The organism is Acetivibrio straminisolvens JCM 21531, from assembly GCF_000521465.1.
Classification (GTDB): domain Bacteria; phylum Bacillota; class Clostridia; order Acetivibrionales; family Acetivibrionaceae; genus Hungateiclostridium; species Hungateiclostridium straminisolvens.
Window position 1 is genome coordinate 21,868 of the sequence record NZ_BAVR01000008.1, and the last position, 22,816, is coordinate 44,683.

At 36.6% G+C, this 22,816-nt stretch carries 20 protein-coding genes, 3 pseudogenes and 1 CRISPR repeat array; of the genes and pseudogenes, 6 read left to right on the forward strand and 17 right to left on the reverse strand.

Translation table 11 applies throughout. From position 1 onward, the window contains the following. Nucleotides 1–22: 22 nt before the first annotated feature. The 3 genes and pseudogenes from JCM21531_RS24980 (at nucleotide 23) to JCM21531_RS03450 (ending at nucleotide 2,706) form a co-directional block, all read left to right on the forward strand. Nucleotides 23–732, forward strand: a pseudogene (locus tag JCM21531_RS24980) (amino acid ABC transporter permease). After that, nucleotides 716–1,542, forward strand: a pseudogene (locus tag JCM21531_RS03445) (amino acid ABC transporter ATP-binding protein). The pseudogenes JCM21531_RS24980 and JCM21531_RS03445 overlap by 17 nt, the downstream one beginning before the upstream one ends. A gap of 234 nt (nucleotides 1,543–1,776) precedes the next feature. Beyond that, the gene (locus JCM21531_RS03450) at nucleotides 1,777–2,706 is read left to right on the forward strand and encodes a helix-turn-helix transcriptional regulator (protein WP_038287386.1); all 930 of its coding nucleotides are present in this window, start codon (nucleotides 1,777–1,779) and stop codon (nucleotides 2,704–2,706) included. Here JCM21531_RS03450 and JCM21531_RS03455 read toward each other — a convergent pair. The 12 genes from JCM21531_RS03455 to JCM21531_RS24275 form a co-directional block, all read right to left on the reverse strand. After that, the gene (locus tag JCM21531_RS03455) at nucleotides 2,682–3,236 is read right to left on the reverse strand and encodes a YbhB/YbcL family Raf kinase inhibitor-like protein (protein ID WP_038287388.1); all 555 of its coding nucleotides are present in this window, start codon (nucleotides 3,234–3,236) and stop codon (nucleotides 2,682–2,684) included. The genes JCM21531_RS03450 and JCM21531_RS03455 overlap by 25 nt on opposite strands. 278 nt (nucleotides 3,237–3,514) lie before the next feature. Continuing rightward, nucleotides 3,515–7,508: direct repeats of the CRISPR family, unit length 30 nt; unit sequence GTTTCAATTCCTTATAGGTACGATAATAAC. 164 nt (nucleotides 7,509–7,672) lie between these two features. Next, the gene (gene cas2 / locus JCM21531_RS03460) at nucleotides 7,673–7,936 is read right to left on the reverse strand and encodes a CRISPR-associated endonuclease Cas2 (RefSeq protein ID WP_038287391.1); all 264 of its coding nucleotides are present in this window, start codon (nucleotides 7,934–7,936) and stop codon (nucleotides 7,673–7,675) included. Between the two features lie 13 nt (nucleotides 7,937–7,949). Continuing rightward, entirely contained in the window at nucleotides 7,950–8,942 is a 993-nt protein-coding gene (cas1b, locus tag JCM21531_RS03465) for a type I-B CRISPR-associated endonuclease Cas1b (protein WP_038287393.1), read from the reverse strand. 15 nt (nucleotides 8,943–8,957) lie between these two features. Then, nucleotides 8,958–9,464 carry a CRISPR-associated protein Cas4 gene (gene cas4, locus JCM21531_RS03470; protein WP_038287394.1) on the reverse strand — a complete coding sequence of 169 codons (507 nt, stop codon included), beginning with the start codon at nucleotides 9,462–9,464 and terminating at the stop codon, nucleotides 8,958–8,960. An 18-nt stretch (nucleotides 9,465–9,482) separates the two neighbouring features. After that, on the reverse strand, nucleotides 9,483–10,487 hold the full coding sequence (gene cas3, locus JCM21531_RS20330) for a CRISPR-associated helicase Cas3' (protein ID WP_243467147.1): 1,005 nt from the start codon (nucleotides 10,485–10,487) through the stop codon (nucleotides 9,483–9,485). Nucleotides 10,488–10,528: 41 nt separating this feature from the next. Next, nucleotides 10,529–11,734, reverse strand: a complete 1,206-nt coding sequence (locus JCM21531_RS20335; protein WP_243467148.1) for a CRISPR-associated endonuclease Cas3'' — start codon at nucleotides 11,732–11,734, stop codon at nucleotides 10,529–10,531. Nucleotides 11,735–11,748: 14 nt separating this feature from the next. Next, a complete protein-coding gene (locus tag JCM21531_RS20340; RefSeq protein WP_243467149.1) occupies nucleotides 11,749–12,093 on the reverse strand; it encodes a hypothetical protein in 345 nt (114 codons plus the stop codon). Between the two features lie 44 nt (nucleotides 12,094–12,137). Next, nucleotides 12,138–12,473, reverse strand: a complete 336-nt coding sequence (gene cas5, locus JCM21531_RS20345) for a CRISPR-associated protein Cas5 (protein ID WP_243467150.1) — start codon at nucleotides 12,471–12,473, stop codon at nucleotides 12,138–12,140. An 18-nt stretch (nucleotides 12,474–12,491) separates the two neighbouring features. Then, complete coding sequence (cas7i, locus tag JCM21531_RS03485; protein WP_038287396.1) at nucleotides 12,492–13,376, reverse strand: type I-B CRISPR-associated protein Cas7/Cst2/DevR; 885 nt, start codon at nucleotides 13,374–13,376, stop codon at nucleotides 12,492–12,494. Between the two features lie 5 nt (nucleotides 13,377–13,381). Beyond that, on the reverse strand, nucleotides 13,382–14,896 hold the full coding sequence (locus JCM21531_RS03490; RefSeq protein WP_243467151.1) for a hypothetical protein: 1,515 nt from the start codon (nucleotides 14,894–14,896) through the stop codon (nucleotides 13,382–13,384). Between the two features lie 169 nt (nucleotides 14,897–15,065). Next, complete coding sequence (cas6, locus tag JCM21531_RS20350; RefSeq protein WP_243467152.1) at nucleotides 15,066–15,446, reverse strand: CRISPR-associated endoribonuclease Cas6; 381 nt, start codon at nucleotides 15,444–15,446, stop codon at nucleotides 15,066–15,068. A 44-nt stretch (nucleotides 15,447–15,490) separates the two neighbouring features. Continuing rightward, entirely contained in the window at nucleotides 15,491–15,787 is a 297-nt protein-coding gene (locus JCM21531_RS24275; RefSeq protein WP_369347564.1) for a hypothetical protein, read from the reverse strand. A gap of 240 nt (nucleotides 15,788–16,027) precedes the next feature. Here JCM21531_RS24275 and JCM21531_RS03500 point away from each other — a divergent pair. Then, nucleotides 16,028–16,947: pseudogene (locus tag JCM21531_RS03500) on the forward strand (methylenetetrahydrofolate reductase). Between the two features lie 28 nt (nucleotides 16,948–16,975). On the opposite strand, the gene JCM21531_RS03505 reads toward JCM21531_RS03500, so the two are convergent. Together JCM21531_RS03505 and JCM21531_RS03510 are read right to left on the reverse strand one after the other, a co-directional pair. Continuing rightward, nucleotides 16,976–17,791 (reverse strand): undecaprenyl-diphosphate phosphatase, encoded by an 816-nt coding sequence (locus tag JCM21531_RS03505; RefSeq protein WP_243467153.1) that lies wholly within the window; start codon nucleotides 17,789–17,791, stop codon nucleotides 16,976–16,978. Nucleotides 17,792–17,933: 142 nt separating this feature from the next. Beyond that, the gene (locus JCM21531_RS03510; protein ID WP_243467154.1) at nucleotides 17,934–19,292 is read right to left on the reverse strand and encodes an MATE family efflux transporter; all 1,359 of its coding nucleotides are present in this window, start codon (nucleotides 19,290–19,292) and stop codon (nucleotides 17,934–17,936) included. A 320-nt stretch (nucleotides 19,293–19,612) separates the two neighbouring features. On the opposite strand from JCM21531_RS03510, the gene JCM21531_RS03515 reads away from it, so the two are divergent. Together JCM21531_RS03515 and JCM21531_RS03520 are read left to right on the forward strand one after the other, a co-directional pair. Then, nucleotides 19,613–20,032, forward strand: a complete 420-nt coding sequence (locus tag JCM21531_RS03515; protein ID WP_038287404.1) for a bacteriohemerythrin — start codon at nucleotides 19,613–19,615, stop codon at nucleotides 20,030–20,032. Continuing rightward, the gene (locus tag JCM21531_RS03520; protein ID WP_038287406.1) at nucleotides 20,032–20,496 is read left to right on the forward strand and encodes a chemotaxis protein CheX; all 465 of its coding nucleotides are present in this window, start codon (nucleotides 20,032–20,034) and stop codon (nucleotides 20,494–20,496) included. The genes JCM21531_RS03515 and JCM21531_RS03520 overlap by 1 nt, the downstream gene beginning before the upstream one ends. A gap of 121 nt (nucleotides 20,497–20,617) precedes the next feature. Here JCM21531_RS03520 and JCM21531_RS03525 read toward each other — a convergent pair whose 3' ends face one another. The 3 genes from JCM21531_RS03525 to JCM21531_RS03535 are packed head-to-tail and all read right to left on the reverse strand — an operon-like array spanning nucleotide 20,618 to nucleotide 22,791. Then, nucleotides 20,618–20,869: an acyl carrier protein gene (locus JCM21531_RS03525; RefSeq protein ID WP_038287409.1), complete on the reverse strand. Its 252-nt coding sequence runs from the start codon at nucleotides 20,867–20,869 to the stop codon at nucleotides 20,618–20,620. A 12-nt stretch (nucleotides 20,870–20,881) separates the two neighbouring features. Further along, nucleotides 20,882–21,925: an HAD-IIIC family phosphatase gene (locus JCM21531_RS03530; RefSeq protein WP_038287411.1), complete on the reverse strand. Its 1,044-nt coding sequence runs from the start codon at nucleotides 21,923–21,925 to the stop codon at nucleotides 20,882–20,884. 14 nt (nucleotides 21,926–21,939) lie between these two features. Next, complete coding sequence (locus JCM21531_RS03535) at nucleotides 21,940–22,791, reverse strand: 3-hydroxyacyl-CoA dehydrogenase family protein (protein ID WP_038287413.1); 852 nt, start codon at nucleotides 22,789–22,791, stop codon at nucleotides 21,940–21,942. Nucleotides 22,792–22,816: the final 25 nt, after the last annotated feature.

The following is a 22,816-nucleotide window of genomic DNA, read 5'->3' on the forward strand; positions in this document are numbered from 1 at the left end:
GTATTAATATAAGGGATAAATTATGGGAAATTTCGATAAAAAATTAATTAAGTTTTGGGAAATCTTTTATAAAAACAACGGCTACACAAAAGTCCTTGTGGGACTAAAAAATACAATTTATATCGCAGTTTTGGGGCTTATGCTAGGAATCATTATCGGTACTTTAATTGCGGCTGTTAAAGTAATGCCCAAATATAAAAGATTACCCAAAATACTAAATGGCATATGTGATTTCTATGTTGGACTATTCAGAGGTACTCCGGTTGTCGTGCAGCTCTTGGTGGCCTATTATGTAGTTTTGCCTCTTTTAGGCATGAATCTGTCCGCGCTTACCGTGTGCATACTGGTATTTGGCTTAACAGCGGTGCTTATGTTTCTGAAATAATGCGAAGCGGCATTATGTCTGTAGACCATGGCCAGATGGAGGCAGGCCGGGCCTTGGGACTTAGCTATCGCGTCACAATGCTCAAAATAGTTATCCCTCAGGCTGTCAAAAACATACTCCCTACTTTGGGAAATGAATTTATAGCCTTGATTAAGGAAACTTCCGTTGTAAGTTTTGTCGGTGCTTCCGACCTTTATGTTGCATTTAGTTATATTGGTACAAACAGTTATGAATTTATGGTACCATACCTTGTTATGGCACTTATTTATATAGTACTGGTTATGATAATTGCATCTCTCATAAAAGTAATGGAAAGGAGCCTCAGAAAGAGTGATAGACGTAATTAACCTAAAAAAAAGCTACGGTAGCCTCGAAGTTTTAAAAGGTATTACTGTTAGCATCAAAGAAGGCGAAAAAGTTGCCATCATAGGTCCGTCCGGAAGCGGAAAAAGCACCTTTCTGCGCTGCCTCAATTGTATGGAAGACCCAACAAAAGCGGCTCCATCATATTTGAAGGTGTCGATATTGCCGATATGAGAGTTGATATTAACCTTTACCGCCGTCATATGGGTATGGTTTTTCAGCAGTTCAACCTGTTCAACAACAAGACTGTTATTGAAAATATAATGCTTGCACCGGTATATTTGCAAACGCATGATCTTAAGGTAAAAAAGTTTAAGAATTTCTTTATAAGACTTGGAAATATTTTTAGTATAGATAAAAAGCCTCTGTATGAAATCAATACTACTCGGGAAAAGATAAAGGCAGATGCACGGGAAAACGCTATTCGCCTGCTTAGAAGAATTGGGCTTGAAGACAAAGCAAATGTCTACCCTTCAACCCTTTCCGGCGGACAGAAGCAAAGGATAGCAATAATCCGCGCTCTTGCAATGAATCCGAAAGTTATTTTGTTTGATGAGCCCACTTCAGCTCTTGACCCTGAAATGGTTGGAGAAGTTCTTGACCTTATCAAGCAACTTGCAGACGAAGGAATGACAATGGTTATAGTAACTCATGAAATGGGATTTGCAAGGGAAGTGGCTACCAGAGTTTTATTTATGGATGAAGGAAAAATCCTGGAGCAAAATACTCCCGAAGAGATTTTTTCAAACCCTCAACATCCCAGAACCAAGGAATTTTTGTCGAAAGTATTATAAATCTTTATTTGAATATTTCTTCTACCATTCATTTATTCAATATGGATAAAGCCATCCATATCATTTTATAGAACAGTTTTTTTGCTGCATATTCTCAGTGAAAACCGGTATGGACAGTGTTTCAACTGTTCATTCCGGTTTTATATTTCTAGAAAATATCAATCTATTACAACCGGATTGACCTAATGTAAATCCTTGGTTATAATTAATAATAAAATAAGGGCAGGGGTTGGAATGGATTTATTTACAAGAAGCTATGATAAAGATTGGAACCGCATTGTATATTTGAAAGTATTGGAAAATCAAGAAGCATGTTTTCATCTGAAAGATGATCAAACCTGCAAATTAATTCTATTCCTTGAGGGGAATTCTACCATAACATATAATAATCAAACAGCATTTATCACCGCACCTTCCGTTCTTTGCTTGAATCATCTGGATACCGTAGAATTTGACAATAACCCCGCTTGCAAAATAACGGTACTCTTTTTTAGGCCAATTGCCTTAAATGACCAACTGGAGTACAGCATATTCCATCGGAGTTATTATCAAAAAATGGTTGGAACAACTCTTTTCCAGGATTTGACCTTATTGAGTTCATTCTATGATATTAACAATTCAAAACGTGAGCTTATATTACTGGATGCCGTTTCTGCCGTTAGCTTAACGCAATTGCTAAATAAAATAAACAAAGAGCTGATAGAGCAGAAAGATGGATATTGGCCATGCAGAAGCAGATCATATTTTATCGAATTACTCTTTTTCCTTGAGGGTTTACGGTGCAACGAGTCATTGCAAAACATAAGTATCGTATTGGAGAAGAATAGAAACGATATTGTACATAACATAGTCCGCTATCTCAATCAAAACATCGACAAGAAAATAACCCTTGAACATTTAGAAAAAACATTTGCATGTAATCGAAATCAGATTAATAAAGAATTTCAAAAGGAACTAAACACAACTGTAATGAAGTATTTTACCCAAATGCGAATGCAGTTAGCCAGCATATTATTAAGAGACACCGAAATACCCATACTCGATGTTGCGCTCAGAGTAGGGTATTCCGATGCCGGCTATTTTTCCAAAGCTTTTAAATCATATTGCGGTATTTCTCCCAGCGAATATCGTGATTCCTTTTATTCAACGATATCACCGGCTTGATAGGTTCCTTTTATAACTCCGGTTGCCAGTATGTTCCCGGTTGAACCTTTTGAAGTATCAAGGGCTTCAATAATCTTGTCAAGTGACGGATTGGGATTATCAAAGTCACCCTTATAGGAGTCTGGAGAGTCTTTTAAGGCAAAGACCATCACCTCATATGTATGAACTCCACCCGGCGGATAAGGTCCAATGTATTGACTGTTTTCAAGCTCTGCGCCCAGTTCGAGTTCTGTTACCTTGACATCCTTTGCTAACCAGTGGCACCAATTACCTGCGGAGATATCAATCATATAGATGGCATAACAAGAAGCAGTTTCTACCGGCGTCCAAGATAATTGCGGAGATTTGTTTTCACCCAAGGATAATGTTATAACAGATTTCCATTTTCCATCACTGTTTAGAGAAGAAGAAGTAATCTGAATTTCCTCTCCCGGTTTGATCGCTTTTAAGGACTGTTCCGGTTCGGAACAAGCAGTAAAGGTTAGCGCAATAAGTAAACATATGATAAAAAATACAGTTAGCCGTTTCATAAAATCCCCTCCTAACTTAATTCACTTTGATTGTAATGGAAATTGAGAGAACATGGAATAAAAAATCTGCACAGATAGTTGGAGAATTTGCACGAATAGATTCAAAACAATTACCCTAAGCAAATCTAACAGGGATTTCTTCTTATTCTACATACTATTGCAGTAATCGCCAAATACAAAAGGTTATTCAACCAACTCCGGAAAGAACCAAATTTTTATTGACATTTACACGATAATAACGACTGTTGACGTCTCAAACCCTTTATATATCTATGTTTGATTCAATTCCTTATAGGTACGATAATAACAAGCGGCAAGAAGAGCAGGTTACAGTGAGAAAACTGCGTTTCAATTCCTTATAGGTACGATAATAACTATGCTGAATTTATAGCACATGGTGGTCAGGCTGAGTTTCAATTCCTTATAGGTACGATAATAACGGCATTCGTGCCAGTATCCGCAGTTTTTCTCGTCACACATGTTTCAATTCCTTATAGGTACGATAATAACGAAAATAGGTACGATAATAACCGTACCTGAAGAACATCACTATGTTCGCAAAGACGGTGTTTCAATTCCTTATAGGTACGATAATAACTTATTGAAGATTCCGAGGGCAACCCGATTAGTATCGTGTTTCAATTCCTTATAGGTACGATAATAACTTTTGTTGACTTTATCCACGTTGACGACATCCCGCCGGTTTCAATTCCTTATAGGTACGATAATAACGTAGAGTTATTGCCAATGGCGCAGATGTATCTTATGCGTTTCAATTCCTTATAGGTACGATAATAACTGGGTTGGAGAGGCAACAATACCACTTATGACCGTGATGTTTCAATTCCTTATAGGTACGATAATAACGGTGAAGATAGCGAGATGAAAAGCAAGGCCCCGGGTGTTTCAATTCCTTATAGGTACGATAATAACTTACATATTGCAAGGTTTTTAAATATGAGTGATAAAAGTTTCAATTCCTTATAGGTACGATAATAACTAGTAATGTGATATGTAATGTTACTTTTATTATAGTGGTTTCAATTCCTTATAGGTACGATAATAACTTCTGCATCTATCGCATCTGCGTTGTCGTTGAAGTCGCGTTTCAATTCCTTATAGGTACGATAATAACAGGGTCTTTGCCCAGTAAGTTTTCTAGCTCAATACCAGTTTCAATTCCTTATAGGTACGATAATAACAAGTATAATTGTAATGTTACTATTATTATAGAAATTGTTTCAATTCCTTATAGGTACGATAATAACAAGTTTTAAATTAGTATAAAATTGGTATTATATATAGTTTCAATTCCTTATAGGTACGATAATAACTTGCTGCGTTTTTTCGCAGCAAGAACCGATGCTAACGGGTTTCAATTCCTTATAGGTACGATAATAACGTTTCAAGCCATTTTTCGAACCAGTCAGTAGCCTTGTTTCAATTCCTTATAGGTACGATAATAACACACAAACACAGCCTACAGCCAAGACTTGTAAAAATGTTTCAATTCCTTATAGGTACGATAATAACTGTAGTAGAGCGCATAAGAAAGCGTAAGAGCATCAGGTTTCAATTCCTTATAGGTACGATAATAACGAATCCAAAGATATGTTGAGAAGGGAGGCTGAACGAGTTTCAATTCCTTATAGGTACGATAATAACAACCATGCAGATATGTTTTGCTATGTCGATGGGAATGTTTCAATTCCTTATAGGTACGATAATAACGTAGCAAAAATCCTTGATATAAAAGGCATAGGGCAAAAGTTTCAATTCCTTATAGGTACGATAATAACTGCTTGGTTTTATGATGAACATATATTCCGAAAGCACGTTTCAATTCCTTATAGGTACGATAATAACCTAAATCATCCGTGCTGTAATTGCCGTAGACTTCATGTTTCAATTCCTTATAGGTACGATAATAACCAAGCCAAACCCCGCAAGACTATCAAGACTGACGAGCTGTTTCAATTCCTTATAGGTACGATAATAACGGATAACCATCACAGCAGAAGATGAAACGGTTACAAGTTCAATTCCTTATAGGTACGATAATAACGATGAAAAAAACCCAGCATTATATAATGACGCACTAAGGTTTCAATTCCTTATAGGTACGATAATAACTTTGTAGTTAATGTTATATAATAACAGAATATTAATGTTTCAATTCCTTATAGGTACGATAATAACTTCGTTTGAAGAATATGTTTCTCAAATGAAGGAAGAGTTTCAATTCCTTATAGGTACGATAATAACGGTATACTTTTTATAACATCCTTTTCTTCTTCATTGTTTCAATTCCTTATAGGTACGATAATAACCAGCTTGAATATGCAAAAAGGTACTTGCAGAGCAGGTTTCAATTCCTTATAGGTACGATAATAACAGGAGGTTAATAGAATGGAAATATTTAAGTTTAAGAGTTTCAATTCCTTATAGGTACGATAATAACTTGATGACCTCAAGAAAGCTGGTGGCTGGATTATAGAAGAGCCGTTTCAATTCCTTATAGGTACGATAATAACTAAGTCCTTCTCAGTAGAAGATGCAGAAAAAGTTGAGTTTCAATTCCTTATAGGTACGATAATAACCAGCTAACAATATCGGGATTTCTTCTATTGTTCCTGGTTTCAATTCCTTATAGGTACGATAATAACGATAATACTGTTCTTAAAATCGCAAAAAAGCGTGCTTGTTTCAATTCCTTATAGGTACGATAATAACTTGGCAAGTTTTTTCGGAATGATTTTTGGAAAAATCATGTTTCAATTCCTTATAGGTACGATAATAACTTTACAATTTCCTGAATTCATACAAGAAAGTACAGGGTTTCAATTCCTTATAGGTACGATAATAACTAGGTATTTCGATTTTTCGCACTGGGTTTTCGGGAAGTTTCAATTCCTTATAGGTACGATAATAACAAATATTGCAGAATAGCAACATAGAACTTGACACATAGTTTCAATTCCTTATAGGTACGATAATAACGAGAAATATACTCTATTAGTTTGATGGTGAAGAAAGTTTCAATTCCTTATAGGTACGATAATAACTAGGTTTAGAGTCTTGTTTTTTAGCAATGTGATATGGTTTCAATTCCTTATAGGTACGATAATAACACCTGCTGATATAACAGCATTGGGCTATAGTCCATGGTTTCAATTCCTTATAGGTACGATAATAACTTGATATTTTTTGCAACCTTACGGGGCAATGCCCGGTTTCAATTCCTTATAGGTACGATAATAACGCAGAAGAGTTAATATTGCTTCCTATGCGCAGATGGCGAGTTTCAATTCCTTATAGGTACGATAATAACAACAGGCCCAAAAGAACGATGGAGAATTCGATGAAATGTTTCAATTCCTTATAGGTACGATAATAACTACTTCTTCATCTAGAATAATAAGCTGCCCTTTATTAGGTTTCAATTCCTTATAGGTACGATAATAACTTTTAACATAATCCAACAAATTTTTTAACATTTTTCAGTTTCAATTCCTTATAGGTACGATAATAACCTTTTCCAGCATCAAGACGGAGGCGTATGAGTTCCAAGTTTCAATTCCTTATAGGTACGATAATAACGGTACTATAGTACAGGAAAACATGTATGGGAAGGAGGGGTTTCAATTCCTTATAGGTACGATAATAACGAATGGAGAGAAGGACCTCCTTCCGGATCCAGCGCTGTTTCAATTCCTTATAGGTACGATAATAACCAGCATAACAGAATTCATAAAATAATGTACAAAAATTTCGTTTCAATTCCTTATAGGTACGATAATAACGTTATGCCGGAGGATTGCGAACACAAGGAGCCGGCGAGTTTCAATTCCTTATAGGTACGATAATAACAGACAAGCTTGATGCTGCCAGCGCCAATGCGTGATGGTTTCAATTCCTTATAGGTACGATAATAACATTCACAGGAGTATATGATGGAAGCGGATTTGAAAGTTTCAATTCCTTATAGGTACGATAATAACTTCTGTAAATTTATCGCGAAAGTATCCCGGCACATTTGGTTTCAATTCCTTATAGGTACGATAATAACGCCTTGAAAAAAATCATCTGACGGTGTGCCACGTACGTTTCAATTCCTTATAGGTACGATAATAACTAATAGGGTATTCTGTTATCTTTGTGTCTACACTTAATTGTTTCAATTCCTTATAGGTACGATAATAACGAAATCATGCGTCATAAGCGGTACTTCATAATGTTTGAGTTTCAATTCCTTATAGGTACGATAATAACCCATAGAGCCCGCTAAACTCTTACTTCACATTTTAACCCTACATAAATCAAAAATCAATACAAAAAATAAAAAAACCTCTAAATACCTATAAATCAGTATTTAAAGGCAATTAATAAACTTTGTCGATCCCCCAGCCTTTTTGCACTACTCCACATCGACAAACTTATAGAATAAAGTTATTAGGATCAACATTCTTTCCAATAACCTCTCTCTCAGTGTACTTCATCGTCCGAAATTTGTAAAATATAACCGAATCCTCTGCGCTATCTACCTTCATCCTTATCTCTTCCTTCAGTTTATGATAATTAGCTTCTGTCAACTCACCTTCAAATACAGAATTTTGAACCCAGTGAAGATACTTTCTCCCTACCTTTAAAACTTTACTATTCCTTTTTTCTCCTGCATCATACACCATAATAACAAACATTTAACCCCTCTCCTTACCATGAAGCAATATATGGTTTATATTCTTGCTCACCCATAAGATGCTTTTCAAGCTTATATAATTCCAACCTGATAAGTCTTCTGTAAGACACTTCCCTTCCTAAAGGTTTATACATCAAAGTTGTATTAAACTTTTCCAACATTTGTGATACAAACTGTTTACGGCCCTTGTCATTCAAAACAATTCCACCCGCTTTTTCTTCGAAATGCTTGCTACTCAACATTTTCTTGCCAACCAATGTAAAAATCACTCTATCCACAATAATAGGCTTAAAAACCTCCGCAACATCAAGATTTAACGTAAATCTCCTGTGATTTGTAGAATGAAGGTATCCTATTCTCGGATCTAAGTGGGTTTTATATATCTCACTTAAAACAGTAGTGTAAAGCATACTGTTTCCAAAACTAATTAAAGAATTCATACGATTTTTAGGAGGCTGTTTTGTTCTTCTATCAAACTCAAAATACTCATCGTTTACTATGACATCGAAGGAACTATAGTAAATTTCTCTTATATTCCCCTCAATCGCCATCAAATTGCTAATTCCATTCATCCCATCTACTTTCTCTGCCAAATCATTAATAGCTGTTATCTGTCCATTTAAATCTTTCTCTCTGTTATTATAGTATTTTAAAACTGCAAGCATATTTTTTACACTGCCATGTATAAACTTTTTAGCAATTGCCATCCTCTTTTTCTCATCAAGATAATGCTCTGCCTGCTTTAATATCATAAAACCGGAATTATAATGCTCCCTGGGATAATAGGTTCCTGTATAATACTCATTGTAGTTATAGAAGTGAAGAAGTATTTCCTTTTGGGTCGCCAGTTCCAAAAACTTTTTTGTTACAGTAACTTCACCGAAAATATAAATATCGCTAATATCTTCAATCGGAAGATAATTTTTCGAGTCTTCACTCTCAAAAAGGACTGTGCTATCCTTCCTTTTCAATTCTCCATCACTAAAAATAAAAGCACTTTTCTTCATTTTTTCTCCCCCTCTCTATGCCCAGCAAAGCTCTGAGTATGCACAGTTTCTACAATACTTGCACTTTTCAGGAAGCGGAGGCTTTTCAAGATTCACTATCTTAAAAATATCTTCTATAACCGTGTTCAACTCATTTTGGGAAGCTTCATCTAACACCACTTCCTCTCTTTTTCTCTCCTCTGGAAAAAGCAATATTCCCTTGGCTTCAATTCCGGACTTTTTAATTTCATAAATATAGAATAAAAGCTGCATTTGAGCACTTTTTTTATACTTGGAAGACTTTTTTATTTCCTGAACTACAATCTTACCGTCAATACTGTCTGCAACATCAACTTTGAAATTATCAAAATCAATTTCCTTTTTCTCTCTCGAATATGCATTTTCATGAATAAACCTTCCGATTTCAATATTTTCATCATCTTGGTCCGCACTTATTCCATGGGCAATGAGCCATACCTCGCGTTTGCAAATGAAATAATACCATATCAGTGTTCCATTTATTCTTACATCTGCTTCCTGCATACACATCCCCCCTTCAAATCAAAATGAATAATGGGTATTGGAATCATCCTCCTCATAATCAATTCCATACTCACTGTTATATCTTATTTTAAAAATAGGTAAATTGTATTTATTGCTTATTTCCAGCCTTCTTATATATTTTTTAAACTTGCTTATTGAAACAGGTATTTCATATAGAGATATCATTTTATAATTCTTATTCTCAAACAGTTCTTCAACAGTTTCCATATACTCATCTGCAGGAATAACAGGAACTTTAACAACATCAAACTTTCTAGTTGCGAGATTTTCGTCTTCTTGAAAAATATTAACATCAAAAAAGTTGTATCTTTGCTCAATATCCCGTATAATCTCTGTCCCTAGCTTATAATCTTCATTATATAGATTAAATCCCTCGTAAGCCTCCTCAACCATAGTCATAATTTGCTTTTCCGTTAACCTACCGTAATTATTCTTTAATACCTCAACAGTTCTATCAAGAATGTCCTTCTGTTTTCGATACACGTATTTGACAGCAGTATCCGAAGGATTAAAAACATAAAACCTTCCAAAGCTTATAAGTCCATGGCGATTGCATCTTCCTGCCCTCTGCACCAAACTGTCTATAGGTGCACATTCTGAGAACATAACATCAAAACTCACATCCAAAGACACTTCTATTACTTGAGTAGATATCACAAGCTCGTAAGGATTTCCTTCTTTAGATGTCAACCGACTCTCCTTTTCTTGCCGGTCAGCCATTGTAAATTCTGAATGAAGGCATAACACTTCAAATTCCTTTTTGGAGTAGTATTTATATTCCTTTTTAGCTGTTTCCACATCATTGACAATAAGAGCAACCTTTTTTCCTGCGGATATTTCCTCAAGCACCTTCTCCCTTATGCCATCAAGATCAGTATCTAAGTACGCCCATTCATTGCTGGCCCTTTCCATAAGCTCTCCTGCAATTACTAAAGATTTTGACTCAAGAAGATTTAAAAAATGATCCCTTAAAAACTTCGGCATAGTCGCACTCATCAACATAACTCTGCCGCCATATTTTTTTATCTTTTTTATAACGGAAGTTATAAGCCTATGGTATAGCTGTCATAAGCATGTATTTCATCAAAAATGACCGAACTTCCAACCAGTGCATATTCCTTCTGGTTCCACAGTCCCGTATGAAACTCCGTAGACAAAAGCTGGTCAACTGTCGAAACCATTACTGCCGGAATAAACGCTTTTTGATGTAAAATCTGAAATTTATCATAATCGTTTTCCTTTTCATCCTCTTTTGATTTTCTATAAAAATACGTCTCTGCTCCAGAATGGGAAAGTCCACAGCTTGTTTTAGGAAAATAGCAGGTTGAAAGTCTCTCGTAGAGACTATTGGAAGTAACCATTGTCGGCATAAGAAAAATAATTTTTGATGTTCGGGAATTCTGAGCCCACATTAACGCTGCCTCAGTTTTTCCCGAGCCTGTAGGTGCAATTGCTACAATATCACCGTATGTATTGGCACATATTGAGTGAAACTCCCTTTTCACATATTTTTTGCTTTCCCTCTCCAACTTTTCCCTAAGCTTCTTTTCAATATCATGGGCAGATACATTAATAAAGCATACATCATTATAGTCAATCTTAGATGAAGCTATCCAGTCACAGTTTTGCAAAAGTCCTTTCGATATGGAATAAATCAATCTCAGCCTTTCCCTGTCTTTATCATACAAAGCTAAAGCCAACTTTAACAAAGCATTGAGGTAATTGTTAATATTTCTTCCTTCAATACTACCTTTTCCATCAACTTTTATTCCTTGTTCTCTGGCAACTTCCAACGCATGTTTTACAGCCTCTTCTGAAATCTCAGGCCACTTGTCCTGCCAAACCCTCTCCCTCTCAAAGTTTTTCAAATCCGCAGAAAGCATCTTGTGATGTCCAAGAACAGCCAGTATATGATATGGAAAGTAAGCTTCTTTACTTTTCTCATTTGCCATAAGAAAAAGGCACGAAAGAACTTCGTGCCTAAAGTGCTTTATCCCTGAAAGCTTCTTTTTTTCAATTATTCTCTTCATGTAGTCTTGAAAATACGAATTAAGCTTTCCAAAATCATGGAAAATTACAGCAGTTTTTATTTTTTGAATGAAATCCTCAATGTCAATACCATAATTTGAAAGAATTCGTTCAAGGATCAGATACTTTGACCGAATTTCAAAGTCCAGTATTTCAGTGCACTTTTTAACATGATATTCGTATGTTCCTTCATAATCGTCAACAGGCTTTGCAAAATACATCTAGAGCACCCCTCTTATCCTTCGTGCTTCATAACAGCGGCAAATTTATTGCCAAATACAAAAACTTTAGCTTCTGTCTCCAATACATGATTGTCACCCATAAAGGTGATATCCAAATATCTTACTGCCTTCCTTACGCCATTAGCATCGAATTCAAAATCACAAGGCAGTTTCTTGACTATAGGAGGCTTTAGTGTAAAACTTATCTTTGACTTCTTCACCTTTTCCCAATCAACTTTGAGCTTTCTCGAATAATCCCCCGGTAGCCATGTATTTGTCAGGATTTTTCTTTTTTCACAGCTGATTTCCTCAAACATTTCCACAGAACATATTTTAGCAATTTCATCGCTATTACCCAAAGTTATTGCATAAACAGGATTTTCGAAGGCATCTGCAAGCTTTCTTATAATTTCACGCTTTTCGCATGCAAAAATATCTCTACTTTTAAATCCGATAAGAAATTCCTTATAATAATAGCACTAGTAATCTCTCCGGATTTAATCTTGGTATAATTCCATAAATCCTTCCCTCTTCCTTCGCTGTTTCCATTGCATCCAACCATAACAGCATGCTCTTTCATAAATGCAAGTGCCTCCTCAAAAGAACACCCTAAAGCCGCACCTGCAATTCCCGTTATAGTACTGGGCGGCGGAAGGGGCATTGTGTCATGATAAAGCTGAGCTCCGGGATCTCTAAAAGAAGCAGTTTTTGCATAAAGTGTAACCACTAAACCATACATGGCAATACCTCGATTCTTTTAGTCTTTATAGTACTCTTCAACCCAAGAATGAATTTTTTCAAAGCATTGCCCCAAGGGAACTGCCATTTCACTGTCCTGCGGGAAAAACCCTTTTCTTTCTCCAATGGAATAATCGATTATCTGTTTTTGAGAATCATCTATGGTGTTTTTTACAAGGCTGATATCAACATTCCCATTGGCACCAATTTTGACGCACTCTAGAAATATGGGATTTTTAGCCTTCAAAAGAGCAGCTGCCACAAACTTGGGGGATACATCGCTTAAAAAACGGCTTTGGCGTCCTATGGTCCATAGATTCTGTATAGCATCAACAAGTGCCTTTACACGCTTTTTCTTTTCATCCTGTGATAAATTCAACTCATACTCATCCCCCGGACTCTTTTCCCCAACTCTGTCCAACTCAATTAACACAGTACCCACATAATATCCGGAATGAATCTCGGTTTCAAATATATTCGGCGTCCCTCCGGCCTTTACCGACATATAATTTGTACCAAAATCCATTCCTCCTCCATACGCCTCTAATGCCACAAGGGGAGATACTCTTACAGGACTCGTCCTTTTTACGGTTTTGCTCGAATCTGCATTCATAAAACCAAAAAGGTCGTCATCGATATATTTTGAAGGCTCACACAGTGTAGATGCTGCTCCTTTCTTTTGTTTTGCAACAGTAGCCTCTGAAAGTTCCCACCCCATTGACGCCAATTGCTCTCTCAAGGCCCTCCTTACAGCCTGAGATGAACAATAGGGATATTCCTTTCCGTCATTCATCTGTATTTTCTTTATGCTTACAATATTGTCCGCTTCCTTGTCGGCTCCATTTAGTGAAGAATATGTAGCTTTTGTAATGTATGTAACAGTAATAGCTTTGGCATCTTTCATAATTATTAATCCTCCTTCTCTTTGCTGTTTTTTGCATTATAAATATTCAAAGCACCAAGCACACAATAAGCTCTGAAATCTTCAAAATCTACCTCTTCCAAAATTCCCTCCAGGATGTTCTTTGATACCGCAATCCCGTACCTGAACTGCAGGTTGTTAAGCTGGTTTATAAAGTCGGTTTTTGTCCTTGACTTTCTCAGTTGATACAAATCTCCTTTAATTTTCTTTAATGCCTGCTTCTCGCTTTCGTTCTCCGCCTTGGCCATCTCAACTGCCTGAATTACAATCTGTTTTCCCAAATTGACAGCCGTTTCAATTTGCTCCTTGTTCATCTCATCACCCCTTATTATTTGTTCATATTCTATTGTGAATTTTAAAATATTGCTCATGGAGATTCTTTGCTCCCTCATAACCATCCTGAAAGCAAATTGCTCAATATGTCTTAAAATACTGCTTTTTCTTAAAACGTTTCTAAGTATCTTCTCCCTGAAGGCATACTTTTCTTCGTACAGACTGCTAAACAGCTTGCGCGTATTAACTCCGGATTTTTTCATATGGTGTATCAGCCTGTAAAAATATCCAAGCTCATCATATAAAACAAGGTTCTTAGTCAAAAATGTCTGTCCGCTGTCCACTGCATAAAACACGTTTATTTGAACAGGCATTTTACTGAGTTTCTCGATAAATTCAAAGAAGAAGTTGTCCGGAGTATCATCTGAAGTTTCTTCACCTTCAGTGGTCTCTTTCAAAAGCAGGCTGTATTTTTCCTCCATAAAGGCCCAGAGCAACTCATAAGGTGCACTACATTTTTTTATGAGGCTGTCCTCTTCCTGACCAATATTGGCATAAAAATATTTGTCGTCCAACATCCTAAGGCTGGATAACGAACCAAACTCCCTCTGCATCTCAATAAGCTTGTCAATGTCCGGTGATGTCACTTGAATAACAAAAGTTGAATCATTCTTTCTTATATATGACGCGGACTCAACTGCAAATTTCGATATAAATTCACATTCCCAGCAAAGCTTTGCCGGCTTCTTTCCCTGCGAGTTAAATGACTTTGTTGCAGTAGAACTGGCAAACAACAAGAATGACGGAAGACCTACTTCTATCATATAATGAGAATGTTTTCCGCAAACACAGCACACTTCGCTTTTTTCTTTTTTCTTTTCTTTGGGTAATATGGTCAGCTTCTGATGACAGACAGGTTGCGTTAAAAGAAGTAATTCTTTTTTACCCCACAATTCTGCCTTGTTTTTTTCTAAAAATTCATCAACCCTCGATTTCAAAGGCTCCGTAATGTCGCTGTATGGAATTCCATCTCTTTTCCAACTACTTCCGCCTGTAAACAAGCTTACAACAGGAGTCGGATTTCTTTTAGGCATCAGCGTTATTTCGTCCTTCTCTTTGTCATAGACCACAAGTTCAGGATGTTCTTTCTGCTTTATAGTAGAAACATTCCAGTATCTTTCAGCCAAAATCTCATAACAGGTTTCAAAATAAGCCCGGAGAGTATCCATATCCTTACCCTGAAATGTCAAAGCCTGATTTTAGCTGTCCACATTCATCTTAACCTCAAATTTCAACAGCCTCTCATCCGGGCTTTTAGAAATTGAGTAAAGCCCTGCAATACCGGCATCGAACCACCAATGCCTCCTCAACGCTATACTATATTCCACGGCACCACCCCTATATTAACTTAAAGCATCCAAAACCTTGGGAATTCTTACCTCCAACCCCTGCATCATAAGCAAGCTTTATAAGCTCCTGATTTCCTCTTAAAACGAAATCTCCCATCCATCCTTCTATAATAAAGCCATCATAATTGCTTATGACTTTTGTGCATTTATCTGAAGCAATCTCTATATCAAAGTCCATATCATTTCCGCAATTTTTCTTGTAAAATGCCTTGTACTTTTTAATCAAATTATCCCTTATAATTCTTTTGAAATCGTGATTATATGGAGAAAAATAGACTGTTCGTTTATCATCCAAAGTTGAATAAGCTGTGACAGGTGAAAGCATCCTTATTTTTTGAATACTCTTTGGCTCTTCCATAATAATATCCATTTTACTTACATAAGCTTTATGACTTGCAATCTCTACATCTCTCTTTAGAAGAGACAATGACAAGTCAATAAAAAATCATCATAGCAAGAGGAAACGATTAATTCAACAGGTGATTGGTATATAATTTTTTTCCTTTTAGAATCAATTGAAAATTTTCCTTGAAGTCTTGAAAATGTAAACATTTTATATTTACGTTTTTCATAAGAAAATCCTTTGTCATGTATAAACTGTGCCAAATCTTTATCCATGATATTTCTATATATAAATCCCTGGAGAATTTTATTATAGTTGAACGGCAATTCAAGACTTTTGTCAAAATCAATACTAACTATAAACCTCATTTTTTACTCCTCTAGCTACTGTAAAATAACAAAACAGTTAACAGAAATATAATTCTTATTCTATATAATAACATAAAAAATAAAATACTGCAATAATGATGAAAAACAAGCAAAATAATCATAGATATACATAATCATCCTCAATTTAATATAATGCAATTTAGAATACATTCTGGTATAATATTTTCATCAAAAAGCTGCATGTTAAAGAGCTTCTAAAAAGATTTAAAGGTGAATCAAATGTTAAAGCAAAAGATTATAAACAGGGAGTCGGGTATTATTACTTACGGTATAACCCCTCCTAAGAAAAACAACACAGAGGAAAAAATAAAAGAAATATCCCAAAAACATATTGAACGAATAAAAGGTCTAGATATAGACGGTTTGGTCATATATGACCTTCAGGACGAAAAAGACCGCATTGCTGAGGACAGGCCGTTTCCCTTTATGGAAACCGTTGATCCCCAAACTTACAGTGAAAACTATCTAAACGCTTTAAAAATACCCAAAATCATTTACAGAAGCGTTGGCAAGTATACTCCGGATGAGTTTATCCATTTGATACGCCCGGTACCCGGGCAAGACGCCTTTTCTGTCTTCGTGGGTGCGGCTTCAAGAAATCAGTCCGTGCTGCTAAAATTGTCCGACGCTTATAAAATAAGCCAAGACACAAATCCCGACCTTGTCTTAGGCGGTGTTGCCATACCCGAAAGGCATATGAAAAATACCGACGAACACTTAAGAATCATCGGAAAAATTAATAAAGGCTGCAAATATTTTATTACTCAAGCGGTATATAATGTTGAGGCTGCAAAGGATTTTCTGTCCGATTATTACTACTACTCAAAAAACAACAACCTGGCAATGGTTCCGATTATATTTACCCTTACACCTTGCGGCTCAACAAAAACATTGGAATTCATGAAGTGGCTGGGAATCAGTATACCCAGGTGGCTGGAAAATGACCTGATGAATTCCGAGGATATACTGAACAAATCCGTATCCCTTTCAAAGTCCATATTTAATGAATTGATGGAATTTTGCCTTGAAAAAGGTATTCCTGTAGGTTGCAATATTGAAAGCGTGTCGGTTCGTAAAGTCGAAATAGAAGCTCAATTGATTTGACAAAGGATATAAAATACATGATGAAGGGAATATAGATTTTCCATATTCCCTTCAAAACCTTTCTTATCTTACAGCCAAAAAGTAAAGAACAACAATCAATCCCAGTATAATTCTGTAGTAGCCGAAGGCTTTAAAATCATTCCTCTTGATATATCCCATAAGAAACTTGATAGCGAAAATCGAGATAGCAAAGGCAACAATCATGCCCGTAAAGAGTATAATTAATTCAAGTTGCGAAAAAGCAAATCCAAACTTCACCAATTTTAATAGGCTTGCCCCAAACATAACCGGTATTGCCAGGTAGAAGGAAAACTCCGCAGCAATTTCTCTCGAGCAGCCAATCATTATTGCTCCCAAAATTGTCGCACCGGAGCGGGATGTTCCCGGAATAAGAGCAAGAACCTGAAATACTCCGATTAACAGGACAGCTTTATAACCAAGTTCATCAAAAGTGCTAATTAGAGAAATCTTTGACTTGTTTCTGTTCTCCATAATGATAAATAAAATACCATATACGATCAAGGTTATAGCAACTGTTGTGTAGTTATAAAACAATGAATCAATTTTATCATCAAAAGGTATACCTATCAATGCCGCCGGCAAAGTGGCAGCCAGCACCTTAATCCACAAGGAAAAAGTATCTTTCTTTATTTGTACCCCGTCTTTGAAAGAAAAAGGAAAAAGCTTATTCCAGTATAAAACGACCACCGCCATAATGGCTCCAAGCTGTATGACAACCCTGAACATTTCCATAAATTCATCGGACATATTCATCTTTATAAGCTCTTCTACCAAAATCATATGCCCCGTACTGCTTATGGGCAGCCACTCTGTAATTCCCTCGATAATACCTAAAATTATGACCTTAATTAATCCCACACCTAATTCCACGCTGCTGCATCTCCCCTGCAAAAGTATTTTTATATCAATTCAGTATACAGTATGTCTGTTTTATAAGTATACCATATATACCAAGTTTATGACTATAACATTTTTGTAAGGTAAAACTTCATTCAAAAAATCAAGAACATGCTTTCATTTTCGCTATCTCTGAGTTTCTAGCCTTAATATACTTCCACTTGCCTGAAACAAACCTGAAATACACAATAGCGGCCCTTGTATATTGATCAAGCACCAAAGCTGCCCATGCTCCTACCAGCCCCCAATGAAAAACATTTACAAAAACATAGGCAACCAGCACACGGAAAATCCATATACCGAAAGCAGACGAATACAATGGAAACATAGTATCCCCTGCTCCCCTGAGCACACCTGCAAGAGAAAGCTGTGTCGATTGCCCGGGTTGGGCAAGAGCCATTATTTTAAGTATAACACTGGCCATCGCAGCTACTTCCAGGTCTTCGGTATATAGACATGCCAAGGGATACGAAAACAAAATAAACATTACTCCCATAAAGCAGGCAACAGCAATAGCCATATGATGTATGATATCGGCATACCTTTGAGCCCTCTCCTCATCATTTGCGCCAAGACTTTGCCCCACCAAAGTCGTACCGGCAACACCGAAAGCCATGCTGGGTGAAAAAGTAAGCCCGCAAATACTAAGACCTATCTGATGAGCAGCAAATGTCATAGTTCCCAAGCTTGAGACTGTACGTGCAAACATCATAAGCCCGCCCTGAATCACAAATTGCTCCAGTGCCGACGGCAAACCAATTGAGAAAACTTCCCCGGCAATATCAAAGTTTATTCGATAGCTGCCCCTAACCTTAAGCGATATAACAGACCTTTTTGAAAAAAATACTATATAAAGACCAACTACACAGGCTATAAATCTTGATACGGAAGTGGAAATCGCAGCTCCTGCCACGCCCAATTTAGGTAAGCCAAACTTTCCGAATATAAGCAAATAGTTTCCCAGGACATTGAAAAGATTACTGCCCACATTGTACATCATAGGAAGCGTTGTTTCTCCAGCTCCCCTTAGGGCAGCAGTAATTCCCATGCTAACTGCCTGGAAAACCAGTCCGGCAGATACTATTTGAAAGTATGCGGTAGCATCCTTAATTGTATCCGCCTCTGCGCCCATAAAGACTACAATTTTATGGGCCAGAGCAACTCCTACCACACTTACAATAATTCCCATAACAAAGTTTAGGACAATAGTTTGCCTGGCAATTGTCTTCGCCTTTTCAGTATTGCCGGCACCAATGTTCCATGCCACAATGGTGGTTGTACCCACGTTAACAGCAGAAAACACCGCCAACAGAACCATAAAAGGCTGAGTAGTAAGTCCAACAGCCGATATCGCTGCCGAGCTGAGCCGCCCTACCATAATCATGTCAATCATGCTAAACAAAGTAGACATAACCAATTCTATAAATGCAGGCCACGTGAGGAACATTACTTCTCGTCTCATCTGCTTGGAATAAGTTTGAGATTGTTTTTGTTGGCGTAAAAATCGAAGCAACCAAATTCCCTTCCTTCTTATATGTAACGTTTACTATTATACTCTTCACGTCAACAAACTTCAAATATATATTTTCCCTATAAAATAGTTCTGCAAAATTTCCGAAAAATAAATCGATACGCAATACTATACTTATTATACTTTTGGCTGTTCTTTTAAAGCGTCAGGAAGATATTACATACAAATGAGGCTATTGTAATAGAATCGCAGATGGGCTTTTGGGACAGGATTTCGAGGTAAAATTATAATACAGAAAGCGAGGGATTAATATGATGTGGAAAGAGAAGTACAAAATCGGTGTAGATTTAATTGATGAGCAGCATGAAGAACTCTTTAGACGTGTCTCTGATTTTACCAGGATTATTCGAAGCGAAGAAGATTGGAATGCCAGAATCGACAAAGTAAAGGAAACAATGGCCTTTATGAAAGACTATGTAATCGTTCATTTCAAGGAAGAAGAAGATTATCAGGCCAAGATAAATTATCCTGAGCTTGAAGCTCACAAAAAGGCTCATGCCACTTTCAAAGAAGGTATTGACAATTATGTGAAGATTTTTGAGGAAGAAGGCTTTAATGAAAACAGGATACAGGAATTCGGCGGTAAGCTTATGACCTGGCTCATCATGCATGTCGGCAATATGGATCAGAAGATTGGTGAATATGTTAAAAGCAAAGGAGGACAAATATAATGAAAGCGGAATATGTAAACTCCTTTTACAAAGCAGCAAAAGAAGTACTTCAGTTAATGGTTGATATAGAGCCTCAAAGAGGAGACTTGAAATTGATAGAAGATTTATCCAACGACAAAGATGCCAATGTTGAACTTGGAGTTATAGGAGATTTAAAAGGAAAAATCCTCTTTAGCTTTCCGAAAAATATGACTCTCGAAATGGTTAAAATATTGTCCGGCATGGAAATGGATAAAATTGATAACTTCGCATCTTCAGCCCTGGGAGAAATGGCAAATATCATCGGCGGAAACGCGTTAACTCTTTTGGCACAGCACAACTACACCTGTGATATTGTCCCTCCGCAAATTTATGTAGGTGAATACAAACCATATTCTATTGACAACGATAAGGCTTTGCTGCTGCCTTTGTCAACTCCTATCGGTGAATTTGACATCGTCATTTTTTTAAAGGAAAATAAATAGAACTTAGAAGGTTCTATAGCAGTAACCATTTGAAATATACTGCTATAGAACCTTTTTTCATCAATCTTCTTCACTACTTAAAATACAGTCCGAATTAGTGTCAATGTTCATATTATCGTTTCTATTCGGTTTTCTTTTTCTTATTGATTAAAGCCACGATATTGTTTACAGTGCTAAAGTTTTTTATGTCCAGCTCATCATTGTCAACTTCAATGTCAAATTTTTGTTCCACAAAGTTTACTAATTTCATTGCAAAAAGTGAATTTACAAATCTCAATTCAAAGTAGTTGTCATCATCTGTAAAGCTGACATTGTCATCATCAATAGATAAATTCTCCATAATAAAATTTCTTACTTCATTTCTATAATCCATACTTCCCTCTCCCTACCATTTAACATTTGTAGATATTTCAATATAGTCAGGAAAATCCTGAATATTTTCCAGATCGTGTTCTAATACATAGTTTCCGTTTCCGTCTGAGGACTTTTCTTTAAATCCCGCAAAACGAAAACATATTTGCATCATCCTGTTGCGTCCTGTATCTCTAAAATCGGCAAGAAGACGCTTATTGTTCCTTTTTGCTTCTTTCATTATATAATTAAGCAGAACAGTGCCTACTCCCCTTGATACAACCCGACAGGACATTAACATCATTTCCAATCTCCAGTAATCTTCGCTCATGTTTATTAAGGCCAAGCCTATCTTTCCGTAGCTTCCGAATTTGTCTTCCAATTCGCAGATAAGCAATTTATAATTTTCCGATTGTCTAAGCTCATTTAATTCATCATAACTGAATGTTTTACCTGTAGCATTCAACTGATTGGTCCTTACGGTAAGCTCCTCGGCCCGCCTCAAATCTTCCTCCTGAGTATCGCTGATAGAAAATTTCATATTCAGTGAAGCCAAAAACTTTTCCGAAGGTCCGCTAAACTCCTCTTCTGCTTGTTTTCGTTTATAATCGTCCTGGTACATCTTTCGTCTGCGTGCAGAATCAACCGTAATAAATCTGGGATTTAGGCGCGGATCGCTCAGTAATGTCTGATACTCATTTGCATTTAAGCAATTAACGGATTCGTGAGCATTCTTAACCTCTGCCAATTCAAATTCCTGGTCGTCAACAAAAAGTATCGTATCCATTCCGATATTGATATTCTTCTGTATCCGCTCCAAAGAAATTGATTTTGCATCCCAATGTATTTCAGGATAAAGGAAGTAATCATCGAGACCAAACTCTTTAAGCTTTGACATTGCCAAATCATATTCATTTTTACTTGCAATGGAATGAAGAATTCCTCGGCTGTCCAGCGTCTCAATAATTTCTTTGATCCCCGGTTTTAACTGCACATCATCAGACTCAAGCAATATTCCGTCCCATATGGTATTATCCAAATCCCACACAACACATTTTATCTCTTTTTTCTCTCCCATAACTCCTCCCCCCTTTAATATTTGTAAAAGCCTTTGCCGCTTTTTCTACCTAAGTGACCTGCATCCACCATCTTTTTGAGCAGAGGGCAGCATCTGTATTTCGGATCCTGATAGCTTTCATATAAGACCTCTAAGGAATTTACTACAGTATCCAATCCTATCAAATCCGCTGTTTCCAATGGCCCCATTTTGTGGTTGAAACCCAGTTTGATAATGTTGTCCACCTGCTCCGGCGTTGCAATTCCATCTTGCACAATAAAGGCTGCCTCATTCATAAACAGATGTGAAATACGGTTAGAGACAAAACCCGGCAAATCTCCAATGACAATAGGCTTCTTTCCAAGACTTTTCAGAAACGAAACAATCTCTTCTTCCGTTTCTTTTGATGTATGATATCCCTTTATAACCTCTACCATTTCCTTTAAAGGAACAGGATTCATTAAATGCGTACCGATTACCCTTTGAGGATCCGGCAAATACGAAGCCAATTTGGTAATCGAAATACAACTGGTATTTAGAGCAAAGAAAGCATCTTTATTGCATACTTCTCCCAAACGCTTATACTCGGCAATCTTCTTTTCCATGTCTTCAGTAATATTTTCTATAATAATATCAGCTGCTTCAACACCATTATAGTCTTCTTGAAACGATATGTTCTGAAGAATCGTATCCAAACTTACAGAAGAATATTCTTTATTCATCATGCATGCAGAACGGTATTCATTTCTTATATTTTTCCTGGCTTTTTCCAAAATTTCAGTTGAAATATCCTTGAGGATAACCCGGTATCCGTATCTTGCTATATGCAATGCTGTAGCACTGCCCATAACTCCGGCGCCAATTATGGCAATTGTTTTATTTTGCATTTTTTTACCCCCCATCCGATAGATT